Below are 16,191 nucleotides of genomic sequence, written 5' to 3'. Positions count from 1 at the left end.
ACATTCGGTGATTCCGTGTAACGGAGGCGGGTCGTGGCCAATCTGGCAGGGTTCCTCGTGGAGACGGCCGGGCGGCAGCCCGAGCATCCCGCGCTGCGGCTGGGGGAGCGGGTGATCACCTACGCGGAACTGGACGAGTCCAGCGCCCGAGCCGCCGCCCTCCTCAGGTCCGAGGGCGTGGAGCCGGGCGACCGGGTCGCCCTGATGCTGCCCAACGTGCCCGAGTTCGTCGTCCTGTACTACGCGGTCCTGCGGGCCGGAGCGGTCGTCGTCCCGATGAACCCGCTCCTGAAGACCCGGGAGACCGAGTTCCACCTCGCCGACTCCGGCGCCGTGCGGCTCTTCGAGTGGCACCAGGCGCCGGGCGAGGGCGCGCAGGGTGCGGCGGCCGCCGGGGTGCGGCACACGGCCGTCGAGCCCGGGCGGTTCGCCGCCGAACTGGCCGGACACGAGCCCCTCCCCGACGTCACCGAGGTGGACGGCGAGGACATGGCGGTCCTGCTGTACACCTCCGGAACCACTGGTCGTCCCAAGGGCGCCGTCCTCACCCACGCCGGCCTCCGTCACAACACCGAGGTGAACGGCATCCAGATCCAGCGGATGACGCCGGACGATGTCGTGGTGGGCTGCCTTCCCCTGTTCCACATCTTCGGGCAGATCTGCACGATGAGCGTGACCGTCCGCAGCGGCGCCTCGCTCGTCATGATCCCCCGGTTCGTCCCGGGAGATGTCCTGGACGCGATCGCCCGCGAGCGGGCCACCGTCTTCGAAGGCGTGCCGACCATGTACGCGGCACTGTTGCAGCACCCGTCGGAGGCGGACGTCTCGACCTTGCGGATGTGTATCTCCGGCGGTGCCTCGCTGCCGGTCGAGGTCCTCCACGGCTTCGAACGGCGCTTCGGCTGTAAGGTCCTGGAGGGCTTCGGCATGTCCGAGACCAGCCCGGTCGTCACCTTCAACCACCCTGACCGGCCCCGCAAGGCCGGCTCCATCGGCACCCCCATCCAGGACGTCGAAGTGCGCCTGCTCGACGACAAGGGGCACGACGTGACCCCCGGCGCGATCGGCGAACTGGCCGTGCGCGGCCCGAACGTGATGAAGGGTTACTGGAACCGGCCCGAGGACACCGCGGCCGCCATCCCGGACGGCTGGCTGCGCACCGGGGACCTGGCTCGCGCCGACGAGGACGGCTACCTCTACATCGTCGACCGCAAGAAGGACATGATCATCCGCGGCGGTTACAACGTCTACCCGCGCGAGATCGAGGAGGTCCTCCACGAGCACCCGGGCGTCGCCCTGGCCGCCGTGGTCGGCGTCCCGCACGCCGAGCTCGGCGAGGAGGTCGCGGCGGCGGTTGTTCTGCGCCCCTCCGCGCGGGCCACGCCCGAGGAGTTGCGGGAGTACGTGAAGGAGCGGGTGGCGGCGTACAAGTACCCCCGTCACGTGTGGCTCGTGGACCAGTTGCCGCTGGGCCCGAGCGGCAAGATCCTCAAGCGGGAGATCACCGTGCCGACGCCGTAGCGGCCGCCCCCGCCCCAAGCCGCCGCCCCCGGGCGCGCCGCCGCTCCCGCACGTCCGCCACCGCCCCGACCTGTGCGCGGGAAGCGGTCGGCGGGCACCCCGGGGCGGCCGCCATTTCCCGCGCCCCGCGCACGGCTCGGAGGCGAATCCGCCCGTGGCGATGGGGGCGGAGACGGAGATGCCCCTTGACGACCCGGCGGCCGACGCGTCCGTCCGCTCCCGGCGCAACCGTCAGGCGCGGGGCGAGCGCCGGATCCCCCGGATCGTGGGCGCGGCGGAGGACCTCATCGCGGAGGCGGCGAGCCGGTCGGTCGGCATGAACGCCGCGGCGCGCCGCGGCGGCATCCCCCCGGGAAGTACGCCGTCTCCGAGGAGGTGGCCCGGCGCCCCGTGACCTGCCTCCGGAGCGCGGTGGAGGAGATGACACTCTCTGGTTCCCGGTCCCGCCCGGCCCGCGCCCGAGACCACCGTCGACCGGCTCCTCGACGCGGCGGTGGCCGTCATGCGGGAGCGCCCGGCCCTTCCCGCCCTGCTCGCGGAGGCGGACCAGGCCGGATCGGGCACCCTGATCCAGACTGTCGGACAGAGCCCGCCCGGACTCGGGGTGACGTGCGACGAGGACGTGACCCGCGACCTGACCGCGCGCATCTTCCGCACGGGCCTCGGCCCGGCCGTCCGGCAAGCCGATTCCGCCGTACCGCTCCGACGCGCCCGCCGAACCGTGCTCGGCGCACGGGGTCCGACCAGGGGGCTGGCGCCCCTGGCCTGTCCTCGCCTGCGTACCGGGAACGCGACGGACACCCCGGCCGCGGTGGGCCCGCAGGCCCGCAGGGCCCGGATCTCGGCCGGGGCCGAACGGACGGGCACCGCCGCACCACATCCGAATGTTTGCGCTGCTTACTTCTCTCGGTTAATGTGAGTGGTGTACACATTGGGCTCCCGGTGATCCGGCTCCGAACGGACCACCGCTCCACGCTCCGGAGGCCGTACTTCAGGCCGGGACGGGGCGCCGCACCTTTCTCCGAGGCGGGACCGCCGTACCTTCCTCGAGGGTGGGAGCCCCCTCTTTTGGTTGTGGGAATGGAGTCGTCGTGAAGGCTGTGTCGATCACTGAGCATGGTGGTCCTGAGGTTCTGCGGTGGATCGAGGTCAAGGACCCGACGCCCACCGCGGGCGAGGTGGTGGTCGATGTGGTGGCCAGCGCCCTGAACCGCGCGGACGTCATGCAGCGATGGGGGCTGTACCCGCTGCAGCCGGGCTGGTCGCCGTACCCGGGGCTGGAGGTCTCCGGCCGTATCAGCGCCGTCGGTGAGGGCGTGACCGGCTGGCAGGTGGGCGACGAGGTCTGCGCCCTGCTGACGGGCGGCGGCTACGCGCAGAAGGTCGCCGTACCGGCGGGGCAGCTGCTCACGATCCCGAAGGGCATCGGCCTGACGGAGGCGGCGGGCCTGCCGGAGGTGACGGCTACGGTCTGGTCGAACCTCGTCATGACCGCCGGCCTCAAGGCGGGGGAGACCCTCCTGGTGCACGGTGGCGCCGGCGGGGTGGGGACGATGGCGATCCAGATCGCCAAGGCACTGGGCGCCCGCGTGGTGACGACGGTCGGCGGGCCGGAGAAGGCGGCCCGGGCGCGGGAGTTGGGCGCGGACGTGGCGATCGACTACCGGACCGAGGACTTCACCGAGTATGGCCCCTACGACGTGATCCTCGACGTCGTGGGCGGGGACTACCTGGAGCGCAACGTCCGCTCCCTGGCGGCCGACGGCCGGCTGGTGGTGATCGGCCTGCAGAAGGGCCTGGAGGCGCAGCTCAACCTGGCGGAGATCGTCTTCAAGCGGGCCTCGGTGCATGGCACGACGCTCCGGACGCGCTCGAAGGAGTACAAGGCCGAGGTCGTGGCCGAGGTGCAGAAGAACGTGTGGCCGATGATCGAGAACGGAATGGTGGAGCTGGTCATCGACCAGACCGTACCGATGGCGGACGCCGCGGAAGGACACCGTCTGATGGAGGCCGGCGGCCACCTCGGCAAGATCCTCCTCGTCAACAACACGTAACCCAAGGCCCCCGCAAGGCTCCGTCCGGTACGCGCGGCGACCAGCAGACGGACGATGCCACGCTCGACGTCACACCGACGGCAGCGGCTGGGCCGACTTCCCTCGGGGGCGGCTCGAGCGGACGGGTTGCGGGGGCGGCAGCGGCTGGACGACCGCAGGGTCCTGAACGGGATCGTGTGGAAGTTCCGCACTGATGTTGTTTGGCGGGATGTGCCCGAGCGCTATGGTCCGTGGGCCACGCTCCACACGCGTTTCCGCGGGTGGGCAATGGACGGAACGTTCGACCGGATGCTGCGGGCCGCCCAGGCGAAAGCGGACGCGGCGGGCGACATCGAGTGGCTGGTGGCTTTTCCTCGCGCCGGCCGCCTCCCCGCGGTCCGGTAGGGTCGGGGCCAGCCGTGCCGATATGGCGTGCGCGGGCCAGGCCCGGCGCCCAGGGGCTCACCCTCAGGGGGGCAGTACCGCCGGGCCGCCCCCTACGCCGTTCTGACGGCTCTTCCGCCGCGCCCGGGTGTTCCTGGGGCGGGGCGGAGCCCGTTCGGGCGCCCGGCGGCTGCTTACGGGTTACCGTTTACAGCCACGGCGGGGAGCGCCGGTTCACGCCCCTCAGAGCGACGTTCCGGAAGTTCCGGACCTGTAACCGGTAACCCGTAACCCCTCGCCCTGGCCTCCTCGTCGGCCTGGTTGTTTTAGACGGTGTGTTTTGGCCCCACTGGAACGGTTTCCACTGGCCCCACTTTGGGCCGTGCGGCTGATGAGTCAGGGCGGTGCCGGAGAGGAACGGTTTGGAGTGGCCCCACTCCTCGATCGGGTGACGTTTCGCCGGCGTCCTGGGGCGGAGGCGATCAGGTCCAGGTGCTCAGATTGCTTCCAGCGCTGTGCGCTCGGCTTGGCGCAGCCAGCCGAGGTACCACTGCGCGAAGGTCACCGGCTTTCCGTCGTGGCCAAGGAGCGGTGCGAGGTCGACGTCGTCAACCCGGCAGTCTGACCAGATCGTGCCGCGGTGGCTGCCGCTGATGATCAGCCACTCTCGCTGGGCGCACCCCAGGTGGGAGATCACGACCGCGCCGACGGTGCGATCGGGGGCGAACATGACGGCGTCCCATCGTTCGTCCCATGCCTCGATGGCGTCGTCGAAGTCCTCGATCTCGTCGAAGTCCTCTTCCTCGGGGCGTTCGGCGAGGAGCGCGTCGACGATCTCGGGGTTCGGGCCCTGCTCGGGAAACGGCTCGGCGAGCCGGGACAGGTCTGCCATGTCCGCGCCGTCGCCCTCCCACCGCCAGCGGCCCTGCACTCGCCTCACCGGAAACATGCCATGGGCGGGACCGGCACCACCCGCGCCGACAAGAAGGAGGAATGCCCGGAACTCCTCCGGCAGCGTCACCTTCACCTGCGCCTCGAGCTCTGCGAGCTCGGCATGGCTGAGCGGCTGCTCCAGAACCCATCGGTGCCCCCAAGCCCCGAACACGTCGTTGCTCGCGGGGGATGCCTTCAGAGCCTCGACCCGTTGACGGATACCTGCCCACTGCTGATCAGTCATGAGCAAAAGGTAGGTGCCGCCACCGACATTGAGCCCTTTTCAACCTGCTGGCAAGCCGTCAGGCGAGGCCTCCCGACGGTGCCAAATGATGAGGCCCCTGACGGTGCGATGTCGGCGCGTGCGCCGGCCCGTTACAGGTCTCGGAGCTCGGGTGTCTTGAGCAGGTCCTCCAGCCCGGCCCACTCGAAGAGGCAGGCGGCCAGCACGGCGTGATCCGTACTCCGTGTTCGGCCGCTGTGACCAGGAGCGCAGCACGTCGCGTCCACCAAGAACGGCCCAACACGGGGTGGCGTACACCGAAGTGCCGACGGCCCCAGACGGCGGTCGACCCCGAAAGCCCGGGAAGGTCCTTCGGGCCGTCGTGTCGGCCGGTCAGCGTGCCGTTTCCTTCGTGGCGGTGGCGACCTCTCGCGTGGCCGCCCAGGAAGCGAGCAGGCGCAGGCCCTCCTCGGACGGGGAGCCGGGCTCCGCGGTGTAGATGGTGAGGTTGAGGCCGGGTTCGGCGGCCATCTCCAGGCCCTCGTAGGCGAGGGTGAGCTCGCCGACGGCCTGGTGGTGGAAGCGCTTGGTGCCCGTGCCGTGGTGGCGGACGTCGTGGGCGCCCCAGCGGGTGCGGAAGGCGTCGCTGCGGGTGGACAGCTCACCGACGAGGTCGTGCAGGTCCTTGTCGTGCGGGTTGCGGCCGGCCTCGGTGCGCAGGATGGCCACGGCGATGTCCGCGGCCAGGCCCCAGTCCGGGTAGAAGCGGCGCGAGGCGGGGTCGAGGAACTGGAAGCGGGCGAGGTTTTCCTGGTTGTGCGGGTCGGCGTAGACGTCCACGTAGAAGGCGCGGGCGAGCTGGTTGGCGGCGAGAAGGTCCATGCGGCCGTTGCGGACGAAGGCGGGGCCGGTGGTGACGGCGTCCAGGGTCCACTGCAGGCTGCGGTGCGGTTTCCACTGCCGGGTGGCGCGGCGCCGGGGCCGGGCGAGGGCGTCGGAGCCGTCGGCGGCCTGGGCCAGATGGAGTAGGTGCGCACGCTCGGCGTCGTCGAGCTGCAGGGCGCGGGCGACGGCTTCCAGGACGGCCGGAGAGACGCCGGCGAGGTTGCCGCGCTCCAGCTTGGCGTAGTACTCGACGCTGACGTCGGCGAGGGCCGCCACCTCGCTCCTGCGCAGTCCGGGGACGCGTCGGCGGGTGCCCGTGGGCAGTCCTGCCCGCTCGGGGGTGATCTTGGCTCGCCGCGAGGTGAGGAACTCGCGGACCTCTTCACGGTTGTCCACACCTCGACGGTACGGCCTGGTGGGCGGCGGAGGGATGTACTGCCGGTACACCCCTTGGCAGTGACTCGCAGCGCCCGCGAAAGGCCGGTTACCTGGATGACGTGGCGTTTCCCCGGGCCGTTCCCGCGGCCAGGCGCGAGCGTCACGGACCCATGGTGTTCCCGTTTCCGGGAACGCCGGCACGCGGGCCGTCCCAGGCGGTCCGGCCCCTCGTTACGCGAAGGAACCCCTGATGCGCGGAGCAATGATCTACGCCCCCGGTGATGTGCGCTTCGAGACCGTGGACGACGCGAAGATCCTCAAGCCGACCGACGCGGTCATCCGGACGGCCGTCACCTGTGTCTGCGGCTCGGATCTGTGGCCCTACCGCGGTGCGGAGCCGATCGGCGACCCGCACCCGATGGGGCACGAGTACGTCGGCTTCGTGGAGGAGGCCGGCAGCGAGGTCACCGGCCTCACGCCGGGGCAGTTCGTCGTCGGCTCCTTCGCCACCTCCGACAACACCTGCGCCAACTGCAAGAACGGCTTCCAGGCGAACTGCCTGCACCGCGAGTTCATGTCCACCTGCCAGGCCGAGTACGTCCGCATCCCCAACGCCCAGGGCACCCTCGTGGCCCTCGACGAGACCCCGGACGAGTCGCTCTGGCCGGGCCTGCTGGCGCTGTCCGATGTCATGGGCACCGGATGGTGGGCCGCCGACGCCGCAGAAGTACGGCCCGGCTCAACGGCTGTGGTCGTCGGCGACGGCGCCGTCGGTCTGTCCGGCGTGATCGCGGCCAAGGAGATGGGCGCCGAACGGATCATCGCCATGTCCCGCCACGAGTCCCGGCAGAAGCTCGCGCTCGAGTTCGGCGCCACCGACATCGTCACCGAGCGTGGCGAGGAGGGCATCGCCCGGATCAAGGAGATGACCGGCGGCATCGGCGCCGACAGCGTGCTGGAATGCGTCGGCACCGCCCAGGCGATGCAGCAGGCGCTGCACTCCGCCCGGCCCGGCGGCAACGTCGGCTTCGTCGGCGTCCCCCACGACGTGTCCGTCGACGGCCAGGAGCTCTTCTTCTCCCACGTCGGCCTGCGCGGCGGCCCCGCCCCCGTACGCCGCTACCTGCCCGACCTCATCGACCGCGTCCTGACCGGCCGCATCGACCCGGGCAAGGTCTTCGACCTCACCCTGCCCCTGGAACAGGTCGCCGAGGGCTACAAGGCCATGGACGAGCGCCTCGCCATCAAGACCCTCCTCACCCCCTGACTCCCTCCACCGGACAAGGAGCAAACCGTGCAGATCACCCGCAGTTCCATCGACACCGTCAAGGGCCCGGCCGACTGGTTCACCGGAGACGTCTACATCGACCCCGTCGCCGCCGCACCGGCTCCCTCCCGGGTCACCGCGTCCCTGGTGCACTTCATGCCCGGCGCCCGCACCCACTGGCACCGCCACCCGCTGGGCCAGACCGTTTTCGTCACCGAGGGCATCGGCCTGTGCCAGCGCCGCGGCGGACCGGTCGAGGTCATCCGCCCCGGCGACCGCGTCCTGTTCGAAGCGGACGAGGAGCACTGGCACGGCGCCGCGCCGAACCGGCTCATGGTCCACCTGGCCATCAACGAGGGCGACGCCGACCACGACGTCGTGCACTGGCTGAACCCGGTGACCGAGGAGGAGTACACCACCACCCCGGCCACCTCCTGAACGGGAGAGGTCTTCCACCTCGTCTCGTCGCCGGCCCAGGTCGCCGGGACTGCAAGGCCATGGACGAGCGCCGCGCCTTCAAGCCCCACCCCCTTGAACCACCCCGCTCGCTTCCTTCCTCGGGCAGGGCCCGGAAACGGGCCCGCCCCCGTCGTCCGCGAGGAGAACCACCGTGACCACCTTCGCTCTCGTCGGCGCCGGCCCCGGCCTGGGCGTCGCGGCCGCCCGCCGCTTCGGCGCCGCCGGCCACCGGATCGCCCTCCTTTCGCGCAGCATCCAGCACCAGGACAACCTGGTGGCCGAACTGGCCCGGGAGGACATCCACGCCCGGGGCTTCACCGCCGACGTGCTCGACCCCGCCTCCCTCACCTCCGCCCTGCACGAAGCTGCCGACGAACTGGGGCCCATCGAGGTCCTCCAGTTCAGCCCAGTGCCCCGCGGCGACTTCATGAAGCCGGCCCTCGACACCACCGCCACCGACCTGGACGACCCACTGGCCTTCTCCGTCGAGGCCCCGGTCACCTGTGTGAACGCCGTCCTGCCCGGGATGCGGGAGCTGGGCCGGGGCACGTGCTCTTCGTCAACGGCTCCAGCGCCGTACGCCCCAACCCCGCCGTGGCCGGCACCTCGATCGCGTTTGCCGCCGAGAGCGCCTACGCCGCGATGCTCCACAACGCCTTCGCCGACGAGAACATCCACGCCGCCCAACTGATCATTCCCGGCGCGATCCGCCCGGACGCCGAGCACTCCAGCCGGCGGCGCTGGCCGAGCGCCTCTACGCCATCCACACCGAGCGCGACGGCTTCCGGCACTACGCCGAACCCATGCCCGCATGACGACGGGGGCCTCCCTCATGAACCCCGCAATCCATCGCGGCCTGATCCGCCTCGCTCCGGCAGCCGCCCTGCTGCTGGCCGTGACCGCCTGCTCCAGCAGCTCGCAGGAAGCCACCCCGGCCACCACGCCCTCCGCCCCCGCCTTTCCGGGGCAGCAGGAGACGACGGCCTCCACCCCGCCAGCCACCTCTCCATCCGCCTCCGAGAGGAGCACTCCCATGGACATCCGGGTCACCCTCGACGACCGTCCCGTCGACGCCACCCTGAACGACAGCCCCCCGGCCCGAGACTTCGCCGACCTGCTCCCGCTCACCCTGGATCTGGAGGACTTCCACGGCACGGAGCGGATCGCCGACCTGCCACGCAAGCTGGACACCTCCGGCGCTCCCGAACCAGCCGCCGCCAAGGTCGGCGACATCGCCTACTACGCACCCTGGGGCAACTTGGCCCTCTTCTACCAGGACGGGCCTTCCGCCTCCGCCGACCTGCTCGTCCTCGGCCACCTCGACGTCAGCGCCGAGCAGCTCGGCGGGGCCGGCCGCATCACCATCGAGGCCGCCTCCTGACCTCGCCCACCCCTTCGTTACGGGAAGAAGTCTCCGCATGCCCTCCGCCACCGGGCCCGCCCCCGAGAAGCTGCCCTTCGTCGTCTGGGTGCTCGCCGCCGGCGCGTTTCTGATGGGCACCACCGAGTTCGTCATCGCCGGACTGCTCCCGGAAATCGCCGGTGACCTCGGCGTCGGCGTCTCCCACGCCGGCCTGCTGATCACCGCCTTCGCCATCGGCATGATCGTCGGCGGGCCGACCATGGCCCTGGCCACCCTGCGCCTGCCCCAGCGCCTCACCCTCGTCCTGGCCCTGGCCGTCTTCGCCCTCGGGCATGTCGTCGGCGCGGTCAGCTCCTCCTTCACCGTCGTCCTGGCCGCCCGGGTGGTGACCGCGCTGGCCACCGGCGCGTTCTGGGCCGTCGGATTCGTCATCGCCACCGCCGCAGCGGGCCAGGGCCGGGCCACCCGGGCCGTCGGCGTCATGATGGGCGGCCTGACCCTGGCCAACGTCGTCGGCGTGCCGATCGGCTCCTTCGTCGGCCAGTACACCGGCTGGCGCGGCCCCTTCTGGGCCCTGGCCGTCCTCGCGGGACTCGCCGCCGTGTTCGTCGGCCGCTTCATCCCCGCCATGGAGCAGCGGGCCGAGATCTCGGTACGGGCCGAGATCCGTGCCCTGCGGCAGGGCCGGCTGTGGCTGGCGCTGGCCGCCGCCGTCCTGATCATGGGCGGTGTCCTGGCCACCTACACGTACATCACCCCGCTGCTGACCGACCGAGCCGGCATCCCGGCCCGGGCCGTCCCGCTGGTCCTGGTCGTCTTCGGCCTCGGCGCGCTCGGCGGTACGGCCATCGGCGGCCGGCTGGGTGACCGCCACCCCATGGCCGCCACCCTCACCGCCGCCGCGGTCACCGCCCTGGCCCTGCTCCTGCTGATCCCCCTGTCGACCGGCCCGGTCACGGCCGTCGCCCTGGTCTTCGTCATGGCGCTGGCCGGCTTCACCGTCAACCCCGTCGTCACCTCCCTCGCCGTCCGCTTCGCCGGTGACGCCCCCACCCTCACCTCAGCGCTGACCACCTCCGCCTACAACACCGGCATCGCCGCCGGCTCCGCCCTCGCAGGCCGAGCCCTGGACTCCTCCCTCGGCCTGACCGGACCCGCCCTCATCGGAGCCGTATCCGCCACCCTCACCCTGCTCCCGCTCATCGCCCTCGCACTCAACGGCACATCACAGCCGGCGCGGATCGTCGCCCAACGCACCCCGCCGATCCGTGCACGCGACAACACCCCAACACCGGCACAAACACGCCACTGACACCCGTCCGCACACGCACGCCTCGGCCATCGAAGGAGAACGCACATGAACCCCACCTACGACTTCACCGGCCAGGTCGCCTTCGTCATCGGCGCCTCCTCCGGCATAAGCCTGGCCGCAGCCCGAGCCTTCGCCGAAGCGGGCGCGGCCGTCGGCCTCGCCGACATCGACGAGAACGCCGTCAACAAGGCCGCGTAGGAACTCACCGACGCCGGCCACCGGGCCCTCGCTCTGGTCTGCGACGTCTCCGACGAGGAGCAGGTCGCCGCCGCCGTCGACCGCACCGCGGAGACCTTCGGCTGCCTCGACATGGCCTACAACAACGCCGAGATGCCGACGCGTGTCCCCGCCCGCCTCGCCCCGCAGCCCCGGCCTCCTGCGCGCGTACCCGCGGACAATGAAGAGATCTGGCTCGACGCGCTCGACCCCACCGGATCCTGCATCGGTGTCAACGAGCGCAGCCTGGACGAGCCTCGCTCATCCTTACCGCGCGACGCCGGCAGGGCTCCGACCGCGCACAGGAAGAGAGGAACGCATGCGGGAGTGCAGCGTCCCATGGGCGATCGAGGCCGTCGCCGACACCCCCGCCCTCGCCTCCCCCGGAGCGCTGGCGTCCAGCGCGACCGCGCGTCGTGGGCCACGGTTTTCACCGTCCATCTGGGCGACGGCGACGTGGTGGTGGACCTCGGTGCTCACCGGCCAGTCCCGCCGATCCCGGCACGGGGCCCCTGTCCGAGGGAGAGGCCCGGGGTCTTCAAACCGCCGCCGCGGAGCCCGCTCCCCGGCGGGGTGTTACCGGCTGCGGACGCTGCCAGCCCACCAACGGCGTGCTGGCAGAAGGTCGTCGTCGCTATTGCCGGCAGCTCACCATCAGGTAGGCGGCGAGCTGCCGGTGAGCCAGGGTCAAGGCGCCTCTTTCAGACGGGTGAGTGTGAAGACCAGGGACTCGACGTGCTCGGGTGAGCCCTCGCTTCCGTCCGAGAAGTCGTGAAACTCCAGGACCACGTCATCCTTGTCCCTGCGAGCCTTTACCTTCTCGCCGAGGTCGACGGCCCAGCCGCCCTGCATGGTGTACTCCCGGGACAGGGCCTCCTTGGTGGGCTCCGGAACCGACGGGATGTAGTACGGCTCCGCGCCCTCGCTATCGACGCCGTCCATACTGACCGTGAGGCGGGAGACGTCGTACTCCCAGCGGCCAGAGAGTCCCAACCGGGTCTCCGACCACTGTCCGTCGCCGGTGATCGTCAAGATCCCTTCGATACCCGTGTTGGTCGTGAACCTCCAGGAACCCTCGGCGAACGCAGTGACTGCCTTCTCCACCGGACTCCCGCACCCCGACACCGCGGAAGCGGCGATCCCGGCCAGTAGGTACCGCAGCGCTGCCCGACGGCCGACTAAGCCGACCAAATCACGCTTTCTCATGTGAATCTTCCCCCCTCCCGGACCCCGTTCGGCACCCCAGGGTCACCTGATACCCACAGGGGCAAGACTGCGCCGCTGCGCCAGCGCTGACAAGACCCGAACGTGCGGGCCGCCCCCCGGGTTGCCGCCCGAGGTGAAGGCCCGCCCTCAGCCGCTTCCTACCCTGAGCCCATCCGCCATGCAGGGAGACGTTTGCGGCGGGCGCCGCGCGCTACGGTCCTTTTTGAAAGCGCTGGTCACAGTCACTCGTTGATGGCTGCGACCAGCACGGACGCCTCGCAGCGGACCGCGAGCTTGTCGTATCGCGTGGCGACAGCGCGATGTCTTTTGAGTCGGTTGATCCCGCACTCGACCGCATGGCGCTCGCGGTAGTCGACCGGGTCGAAATGCGGCGGCCGGCCGCCGCGGGAGCCGAGCTCCGGCGGTTGCGTGCCTGGTCGGCCTTGTCCGGGATGGTGCAGCGGATCCCGCGTTGGCGCAGGTAGGCGGTTTCACCTCCTGCTCCAGTGGGGCTGCCGGACAAGACCTCCGACTCGCCCGTCGCACGGGGCGCGCCGGAATCCTCCGGACGAGTGCGGCAGAACTGAAGACATACTGAGGCGCGACTCGATATCTTCTTCACTTCAGCCCCAGCCAGCTCCAGTCTCCCGGAAGGGCTTCCATGAGCGACGCCTACACCCTGCATGTCACCGGCGCACCGCCCGACTGGTTCGACAAGATGCACGCCCTGCTCGCACAGCTCCCGGACGGCACCCTCACCACCGGCGACACCCTCACCGTCGAGGCCGCCTTCGACCTGTTCGCCCGCGTCACCCCGGACGCCAGGCACCTCATCCGGCTCGCCGTCGACGGCAACGGCCGCGCGCTCGGCGCCGACTTCCGCGCCCGCCATGGCGAGGGCCGCCTCAACGGCGCCACCACCAGCCTCACCCGCGCGGTCAAAGCCCTCACCGCGCAGGGACGTTGGCCCGCCTCCGTGCCAGGAGTACTCACCTCCACGAAGGCCGGCCCGGAGGGCTACCGCAAGACCCACGCCTTCACCATGGCTCCCGCCCTGGTGCCGGTGTTCCGCGCCGCCATCCACCGATACGACAAGGGGCCGGCCGGCGATCCCGAAGCGGTCGTCAATAACCTGGCCCTCCTCTACGAGGAGCTCGGCCGGGGCGACCAGGCACGGCACCTTGCCCTCCGGTTCCTCACCCGGCATGCCGACGACCTCGCCGCCTGGCTCGCCCACCGCCCCGACACGCAGCAGACCGAAGGAGAAGCGTGACGAACCGCAGGAAGACCGTCAGCCCCGGACAGGTCTACCGGGACCTCGCCCGCGACATGACCGAGCGGGACCGCCGCCTCCAGGTACTCGAGATCGGCGACGACGGCCGCGCCGAATGCCTCGTCGTCCACGACCACGGCAGTACCGAAGGACGCCGCACGAAGATCAAGGCGTCCGCCCTCGCCTCGGCCCAGTACGAACTCCTCCCCACATGGACGAGAACCTCGCCACCGAGCCGCTTTACACCGCGCTCCTCGACGCGCTCGCCGCCGTCCACGGCCCGAGCGCCTCCCTCGACGACTACGCGCGGGCGGCCTGGCAGGCCCTGCCCGAGGCCGTCCGGAGCGGGCAGTGAGCGCCCGTCCGGTATGACCCGCCCCGCAGGGCCCACGCACCGTTCCCCCCTCTGGCGGCATCCCTCAGAAACCCCGGACTGCGTCCGCCGGCCGGCCCCGCGCAGGCGGGAGCCGCCGTCGCCCACCCACGGTGGGATGACCACGAGGGTCCATCCCCGCGCGGGCGGGGAACACCGCAAAGGAGTGCGGCTCGCCTCTGGTTCTTCGGGGCCGTCCGGGAGGTGGGTCTCCGAAAAATGCTCCCCGCCCGCAGGGGTGTCTCCGACACCAACGTGAGCCCCGTGTCCCCGGACGCCCGTTCCTCGCCCTCCTGGGGGGACCTCGCCTGGACGAGTTGCCGCGGCCGGACTTGAGGGGGAACCAGGGTAGGGGCTGGGGGTTTTGTCTGATTCGGTGAAAGTTGCTTGAGAGCTGGCTGGCGTCGGGTAGAACTGCAGGTCAGGAAGACTGCTCCCCGCTCGCGCGGGGATGGCCCCGAGTACGGCAACGTGATCCTGCGGACGCGGAACTGCTCCCCGCTCGCTCGGCCGCCGACAGCTCTTCGGCGGTGAGGACGATCCTCCGGACTCGGGCGCGTTGCAGCGCCATCCCGTCCAGGATCCGGTAAGCCGTGCTGCGCAGGTCCTCGGTGCGGCCGGAGGCCGCGGGCAGGGCCCGGGTCCGTGCGACGCTGGCCCCGCCGGCGAAGCCGACGGTGAGGGTGACCTTGCGGGCGACCTGGTCGCGGCGTCTGATCCGCTCGCCGACGGTGACGACCAGGTCGAGGACGGCGGCCCGCACGCCGGCAGCGTCGGTCTCGTCCCGGCCGAAGACGGCGTGGGCGCTGGTCGACATGATCCGTTCCCCCTGGCGATCGACAATGAGCGGTGGTGACGGGGAGTATCGCAGTCGGCAGTCGGCCCCTGCGGGGTCTCTCCCAGGGTCTCGTCCGGGTGATGGGGGAGTACCGGAGGGCGGCGATGGGCATGTCCGGGCCGACCGGCCCGCGAGGGGTCGGCGTCGAGCGGGGGAGTCGTGGATGAAGCTGGTGGTGGAGCGTCCGGCGATCGTGTGCCGCCTGTGCCCGAGCGCGAAGACCGACGTGATCGCCGAAGAGGGCCGGCAGGTGCTGCGGTGCCGCAGGTGCAGGAGGACCTGGCAGCCCTACGACACCTGAGAACACTGTGGGGCGCCCGGAGAATCCGGTCGACTTCACCGTGCCGGCCCGCGGGAGGCTCGCCCGCCTCCTGCGCGAGGTCCGGTCCGAGGCCGGTCTCACCTGCGACGAGCTCGCCGCCCGGACCGGCCGCTCGCCCGCGACCCTGAAGCGGGCCTGCAGCGGCAAGAAGGTCCCGGAGGAGAAGGTCGTCCTCGACATCATCCAGGCGTGCGTCGGCACGAAGCGGATCACCGAGGGCCGCCGGGCCTGGAAGCGGGCCCGGATGGCCGACCGCGGCCGCTACGACCGGGACATCGGCCACGCCCGGCCCGACCTGCGCTGCTCCAACCGCCGGGAGCTGACCATCGGACTGGCCAACCTGTACGAGTACGCCGGGGCGTCGTCTCTGGACGCCCTGGTGGAACGGGCCGGCGGCAGGTGGGAGCTGCCGCGCAGCAGCGCCGCCGCGATCATCAACGGCACCATGCTGCCGGTCTCCCTCCAGCAGCTCGTCGCCTACCTCAAGGGGTGCGGCGTCCCCAGCCGGGTCCACAACCAGTGGATCTACGCCTGGGTCCTGCACGGCGGGCGGGGGCACCAGAGGTCGACGAAGGCAGGGAAGTCGTCCGTCGCCCAGAACCTGACGGCGGACCTCGCCGACATCATCCAGACCGGCACGGTCGACTCCGAGCAGTTCAACTCGATCCTCCGTAACCTGGCTGTCCTGGCGACCGCCCCCCCTCCGCCTCGACCCGGTCCCTCTGGGGTATGGGCCGGGCCGCCGACCACGAAGTACTGAACGTCACCGCCCAGATGGGCGTCGGAGTGGACCCCAAGGAGCTCCGCGCGCGCCCCCGTCCTTGCGCAGGAACTTCTTCGCCGCCCCCTGACCCCGATAGATCAGATGGGACGGCGCTCGTCCCGATACTCGGGGCGAGCGCCGTCCCTCGCTCCGGTCCCGACCGGCGGCGAGCCGCTGCCTCACGTACATATCCACGCTGTCGTGGATGCGGAACCGGGCACCCGTGATGTGGCCCGGCCTCGTCGTCCGGGGCGATCAGGTCCGTGAACGCGACGGGCTCGTAGTAGAGACGGCTGTAGCGAGCGGAGGCCGCGACGTCGTCCTCCGCAGTCCCCTCAGGCTGGGCCCTCAAGAGCCGGGGAGTTGTGGCGGGAGAGAATGGCCTCCTGCGCCCTTTCCGGTTCTGCCCGCTCCTCGCGCGCGGGCCCCGAGCTCCGGTCCC

At 71.2% G+C, this 16,191-nt stretch carries 16 protein-coding genes and 3 pseudogenes; 15 read left to right on the top strand and 4 right to left on the bottom strand.

Features of this window, described 5'->3' with window-relative positions; translation table 11 throughout:
* Positions 1 to 33: 33 nt before the first annotated feature.
* From ACFZCF_RS29640 to ACFZCF_RS29625, 4 genes are all read left to right on the top strand, one after another.
* Positions 34 to 1,521, top strand: a complete 1,488-nt coding sequence (locus ACFZCF_RS29640; RefSeq protein WP_391290043.1) for a long-chain-fatty-acid--CoA ligase — start codon at positions 34 to 36, stop codon at positions 1,519 to 1,521.
* 178 nt (positions 1,522 to 1,699) lie between these two features.
* Positions 1,700 to 1,915, top strand: a complete 216-nt coding sequence (locus ACFZCF_RS29635; RefSeq protein WP_391290041.1) for a hypothetical protein — start codon at positions 1,700 to 1,702, stop codon at positions 1,913 to 1,915.
* A 697-nt stretch (positions 1,916 to 2,612) separates the two neighbouring features.
* On the top strand, positions 2,613 to 3,575 hold the full coding sequence (locus ACFZCF_RS29630; RefSeq protein ID WP_391290039.1) for a zinc-binding dehydrogenase: 963 nt from the start codon (positions 2,613 to 2,615) through the stop codon (positions 3,573 to 3,575).
* A 54-nt stretch (positions 3,576 to 3,629) separates the two neighbouring features.
* On the top strand, positions 3,630 to 3,959 hold the full coding sequence (locus ACFZCF_RS29625) for a transposase (protein WP_391290037.1): 330 nt from the start codon (positions 3,630 to 3,632) through the stop codon (positions 3,957 to 3,959).
* A gap of 475 nt (positions 3,960 to 4,434) precedes the next feature.
* Here ACFZCF_RS29625 and ACFZCF_RS29620 read toward each other — a convergent pair whose 3' ends face one another.
* A complete protein-coding gene (locus ACFZCF_RS29620) occupies positions 4,435 to 5,115 on the bottom strand; it encodes an SMI1/KNR4 family protein (RefSeq protein WP_391290036.1) in 681 nt (226 codons plus the stop codon).
* 372 nt (positions 5,116 to 5,487) lie between these two features.
* Complete coding sequence (locus ACFZCF_RS29615; protein WP_391290035.1) at positions 5,488 to 6,375, bottom strand: helix-turn-helix domain-containing protein; 888 nt, start codon at positions 6,373 to 6,375, stop codon at positions 5,488 to 5,490.
* A 232-nt stretch (positions 6,376 to 6,607) separates the two neighbouring features.
* On the opposite strand from ACFZCF_RS29615, the gene ACFZCF_RS29610 reads away from it, so the two are divergent.
* The 6 genes and pseudogenes from ACFZCF_RS29610 to ACFZCF_RS29585 all read left to right on the top strand — a co-directional run.
* Positions 6,608 to 7,624 (top strand): zinc-binding dehydrogenase, encoded by a 1,017-nt coding sequence (locus ACFZCF_RS29610; protein ID WP_391290033.1) that lies wholly within the window; start codon positions 6,608 to 6,610, stop codon positions 7,622 to 7,624.
* Positions 7,625 to 7,651: 27 nt separating this feature from the next.
* Complete coding sequence (locus ACFZCF_RS29605; protein ID WP_391290031.1) at positions 7,652 to 8,062, top strand: cupin domain-containing protein; 411 nt, start codon at positions 7,652 to 7,654, stop codon at positions 8,060 to 8,062.
* Positions 8,063 to 8,234: 172 nt separating this feature from the next.
* Positions 8,235 to 8,898, top strand: a pseudogene (locus tag ACFZCF_RS29600) (SDR family NAD(P)-dependent oxidoreductase).
* Positions 8,899 to 8,915: 17 nt separating this feature from the next.
* Positions 8,916 to 9,464 (top strand): cyclophilin-like fold protein, encoded by a 549-nt coding sequence (locus tag ACFZCF_RS29595; RefSeq protein ID WP_391290030.1) that lies wholly within the window; start codon positions 8,916 to 8,918, stop codon positions 9,462 to 9,464.
* Positions 9,465 to 9,501: 37 nt separating this feature from the next.
* A complete protein-coding gene (locus tag ACFZCF_RS29590) occupies positions 9,502 to 10,758 on the top strand; it encodes an MFS transporter (protein ID WP_391290028.1) in 1,257 nt (418 codons plus the stop codon).
* A 45-nt stretch (positions 10,759 to 10,803) separates the two neighbouring features.
* A pseudogene (locus ACFZCF_RS29585) lies at positions 10,804 to 11,085 on the top strand (SDR family NAD(P)-dependent oxidoreductase); the annotation flags it as partial.
* Between the two features lie 576 nt (positions 11,086 to 11,661).
* Here ACFZCF_RS29585 and ACFZCF_RS29580 read toward each other — a convergent pair.
* Positions 11,662 to 12,180: a hypothetical protein gene (locus ACFZCF_RS29580; RefSeq protein WP_391290026.1), complete on the bottom strand. Its 519-nt coding sequence runs from the start codon at positions 12,178 to 12,180 to the stop codon at positions 11,662 to 11,664.
* Between the two features lie 661 nt (positions 12,181 to 12,841).
* Here ACFZCF_RS29580 and ACFZCF_RS29575 point away from each other — a divergent pair.
* From ACFZCF_RS29575 to ACFZCF_RS29565, 3 genes and pseudogenes are all read left to right on the top strand, one after another.
* Positions 12,842 to 13,453 carry a hypothetical protein gene (locus ACFZCF_RS29575; RefSeq protein WP_391290024.1) on the top strand — a complete coding sequence of 204 codons (612 nt, stop codon included), beginning with the start codon at positions 12,842 to 12,844 and terminating at the stop codon, positions 13,451 to 13,453.
* A pseudogene (locus ACFZCF_RS29570) lies at positions 13,450 to 13,650 on the top strand (DUF6354 family protein); the annotation flags it as partial. The gene ACFZCF_RS29575 and the pseudogene ACFZCF_RS29570, both read left to right, overlap by 4 nt.
* A gap of 14 nt (positions 13,651 to 13,664) precedes the next feature.
* Positions 13,665 to 13,808, top strand: a complete 144-nt coding sequence (locus ACFZCF_RS29565) for a DUF6354 family protein (RefSeq protein WP_391290023.1) — start codon at positions 13,665 to 13,667, stop codon at positions 13,806 to 13,808.
* Positions 13,809 to 14,247: 439 nt separating this feature from the next.
* Here the strand turns inward: ACFZCF_RS29565 and ACFZCF_RS29560 are convergent, their stop codons facing one another.
* Entirely contained in the window at positions 14,248 to 14,643 is a 396-nt protein-coding gene (locus ACFZCF_RS29560) for a hypothetical protein (protein ID WP_391290021.1), read from the bottom strand.
* A gap of 184 nt (positions 14,644 to 14,827) precedes the next feature.
* Between ACFZCF_RS29560 and ACFZCF_RS29555 the strand changes: the two genes are divergently transcribed.
* Both ACFZCF_RS29555 and ACFZCF_RS29550 read left to right on the top strand, forming a co-directional pair.
* A complete protein-coding gene (locus tag ACFZCF_RS29555; RefSeq protein WP_391290020.1) occupies positions 14,828 to 14,965 on the top strand; it encodes a hypothetical protein in 138 nt (45 codons plus the stop codon).
* A gap of 7 nt (positions 14,966 to 14,972) precedes the next feature.
* Positions 14,973 to 15,746, top strand: a complete 774-nt coding sequence (locus ACFZCF_RS29550) for a helix-turn-helix domain-containing protein (RefSeq protein WP_391290018.1) — start codon at positions 14,973 to 14,975, stop codon at positions 15,744 to 15,746.
* Positions 15,747 to 16,191: the final 445 nt, after the last annotated feature.

It is taken from the genome of Streptomyces sp. NPDC007945 (assembly GCF_042958885.1).
GTDB lineage: Bacteria > Actinomycetota > Actinomycetes > Streptomycetales > Streptomycetaceae > Streptomyces.
This window is presented reverse-complemented; position numbering and strand designations above follow the sequence as displayed.

Excerpts from the sequence above, each read along its gene's own strand:
- ACFZCF_RS29635 (WP_391290041.1), top strand. The coding sequence starts at position 1,700 with ATGCCCCTTGACGACCCGGCGGCCGACGCGTCCGTCCGCTCCCGGCGC.
- ACFZCF_RS29625 (WP_391290037.1), top strand. The coding sequence starts at position 3,630 with ATGCCACGCTCGACGTCACACCGACGGCAGCGGCTGGGCCGACTTCCC.
- ACFZCF_RS29620 (WP_391290036.1), bottom strand. The coding sequence starts at position 5,115 with ATGACTGATCAGCAGTGGGCAGGTATCCGTCAACGGGTCGAGGCTCTG.
- ACFZCF_RS29610 (WP_391290033.1), top strand. The coding sequence starts at position 6,608 with ATGCGCGGAGCAATGATCTACGCCCCCGGTGATGTGCGCTTCGAGACC.
- ACFZCF_RS29595 (WP_391290030.1), top strand. The coding sequence starts at position 8,916 with ATGAACCCCGCAATCCATCGCGGCCTGATCCGCCTCGCTCCGGCAGCC.
- ACFZCF_RS29590 (WP_391290028.1), top strand. The coding sequence starts at position 9,502 with ATGCCCTCCGCCACCGGGCCCGCCCCCGAGAAGCTGCCCTTCGTCGTC.
- ACFZCF_RS29580 (WP_391290026.1), bottom strand. The coding sequence starts at position 12,180 with ATGAGAAAGCGTGATTTGGTCGGCTTAGTCGGCCGTCGGGCAGCGCTG.
- ACFZCF_RS29575 (WP_391290024.1), top strand. The coding sequence starts at position 12,842 with ATGAGCGACGCCTACACCCTGCATGTCACCGGCGCACCGCCCGACTGG.
- ACFZCF_RS29565 (WP_391290023.1), top strand. The coding sequence starts at position 13,665 with ATGGACGAGAACCTCGCCACCGAGCCGCTTTACACCGCGCTCCTCGAC.
- ACFZCF_RS29560 (WP_391290021.1), bottom strand. The coding sequence starts at position 14,643 with ATGTCGACCAGCGCCCACGCCGTCTTCGGCCGGGACGAGACCGACGCT.
- ACFZCF_RS29555 (WP_391290020.1), top strand. The coding sequence starts at position 14,828 with ATGAAGCTGGTGGTGGAGCGTCCGGCGATCGTGTGCCGCCTGTGCCCG.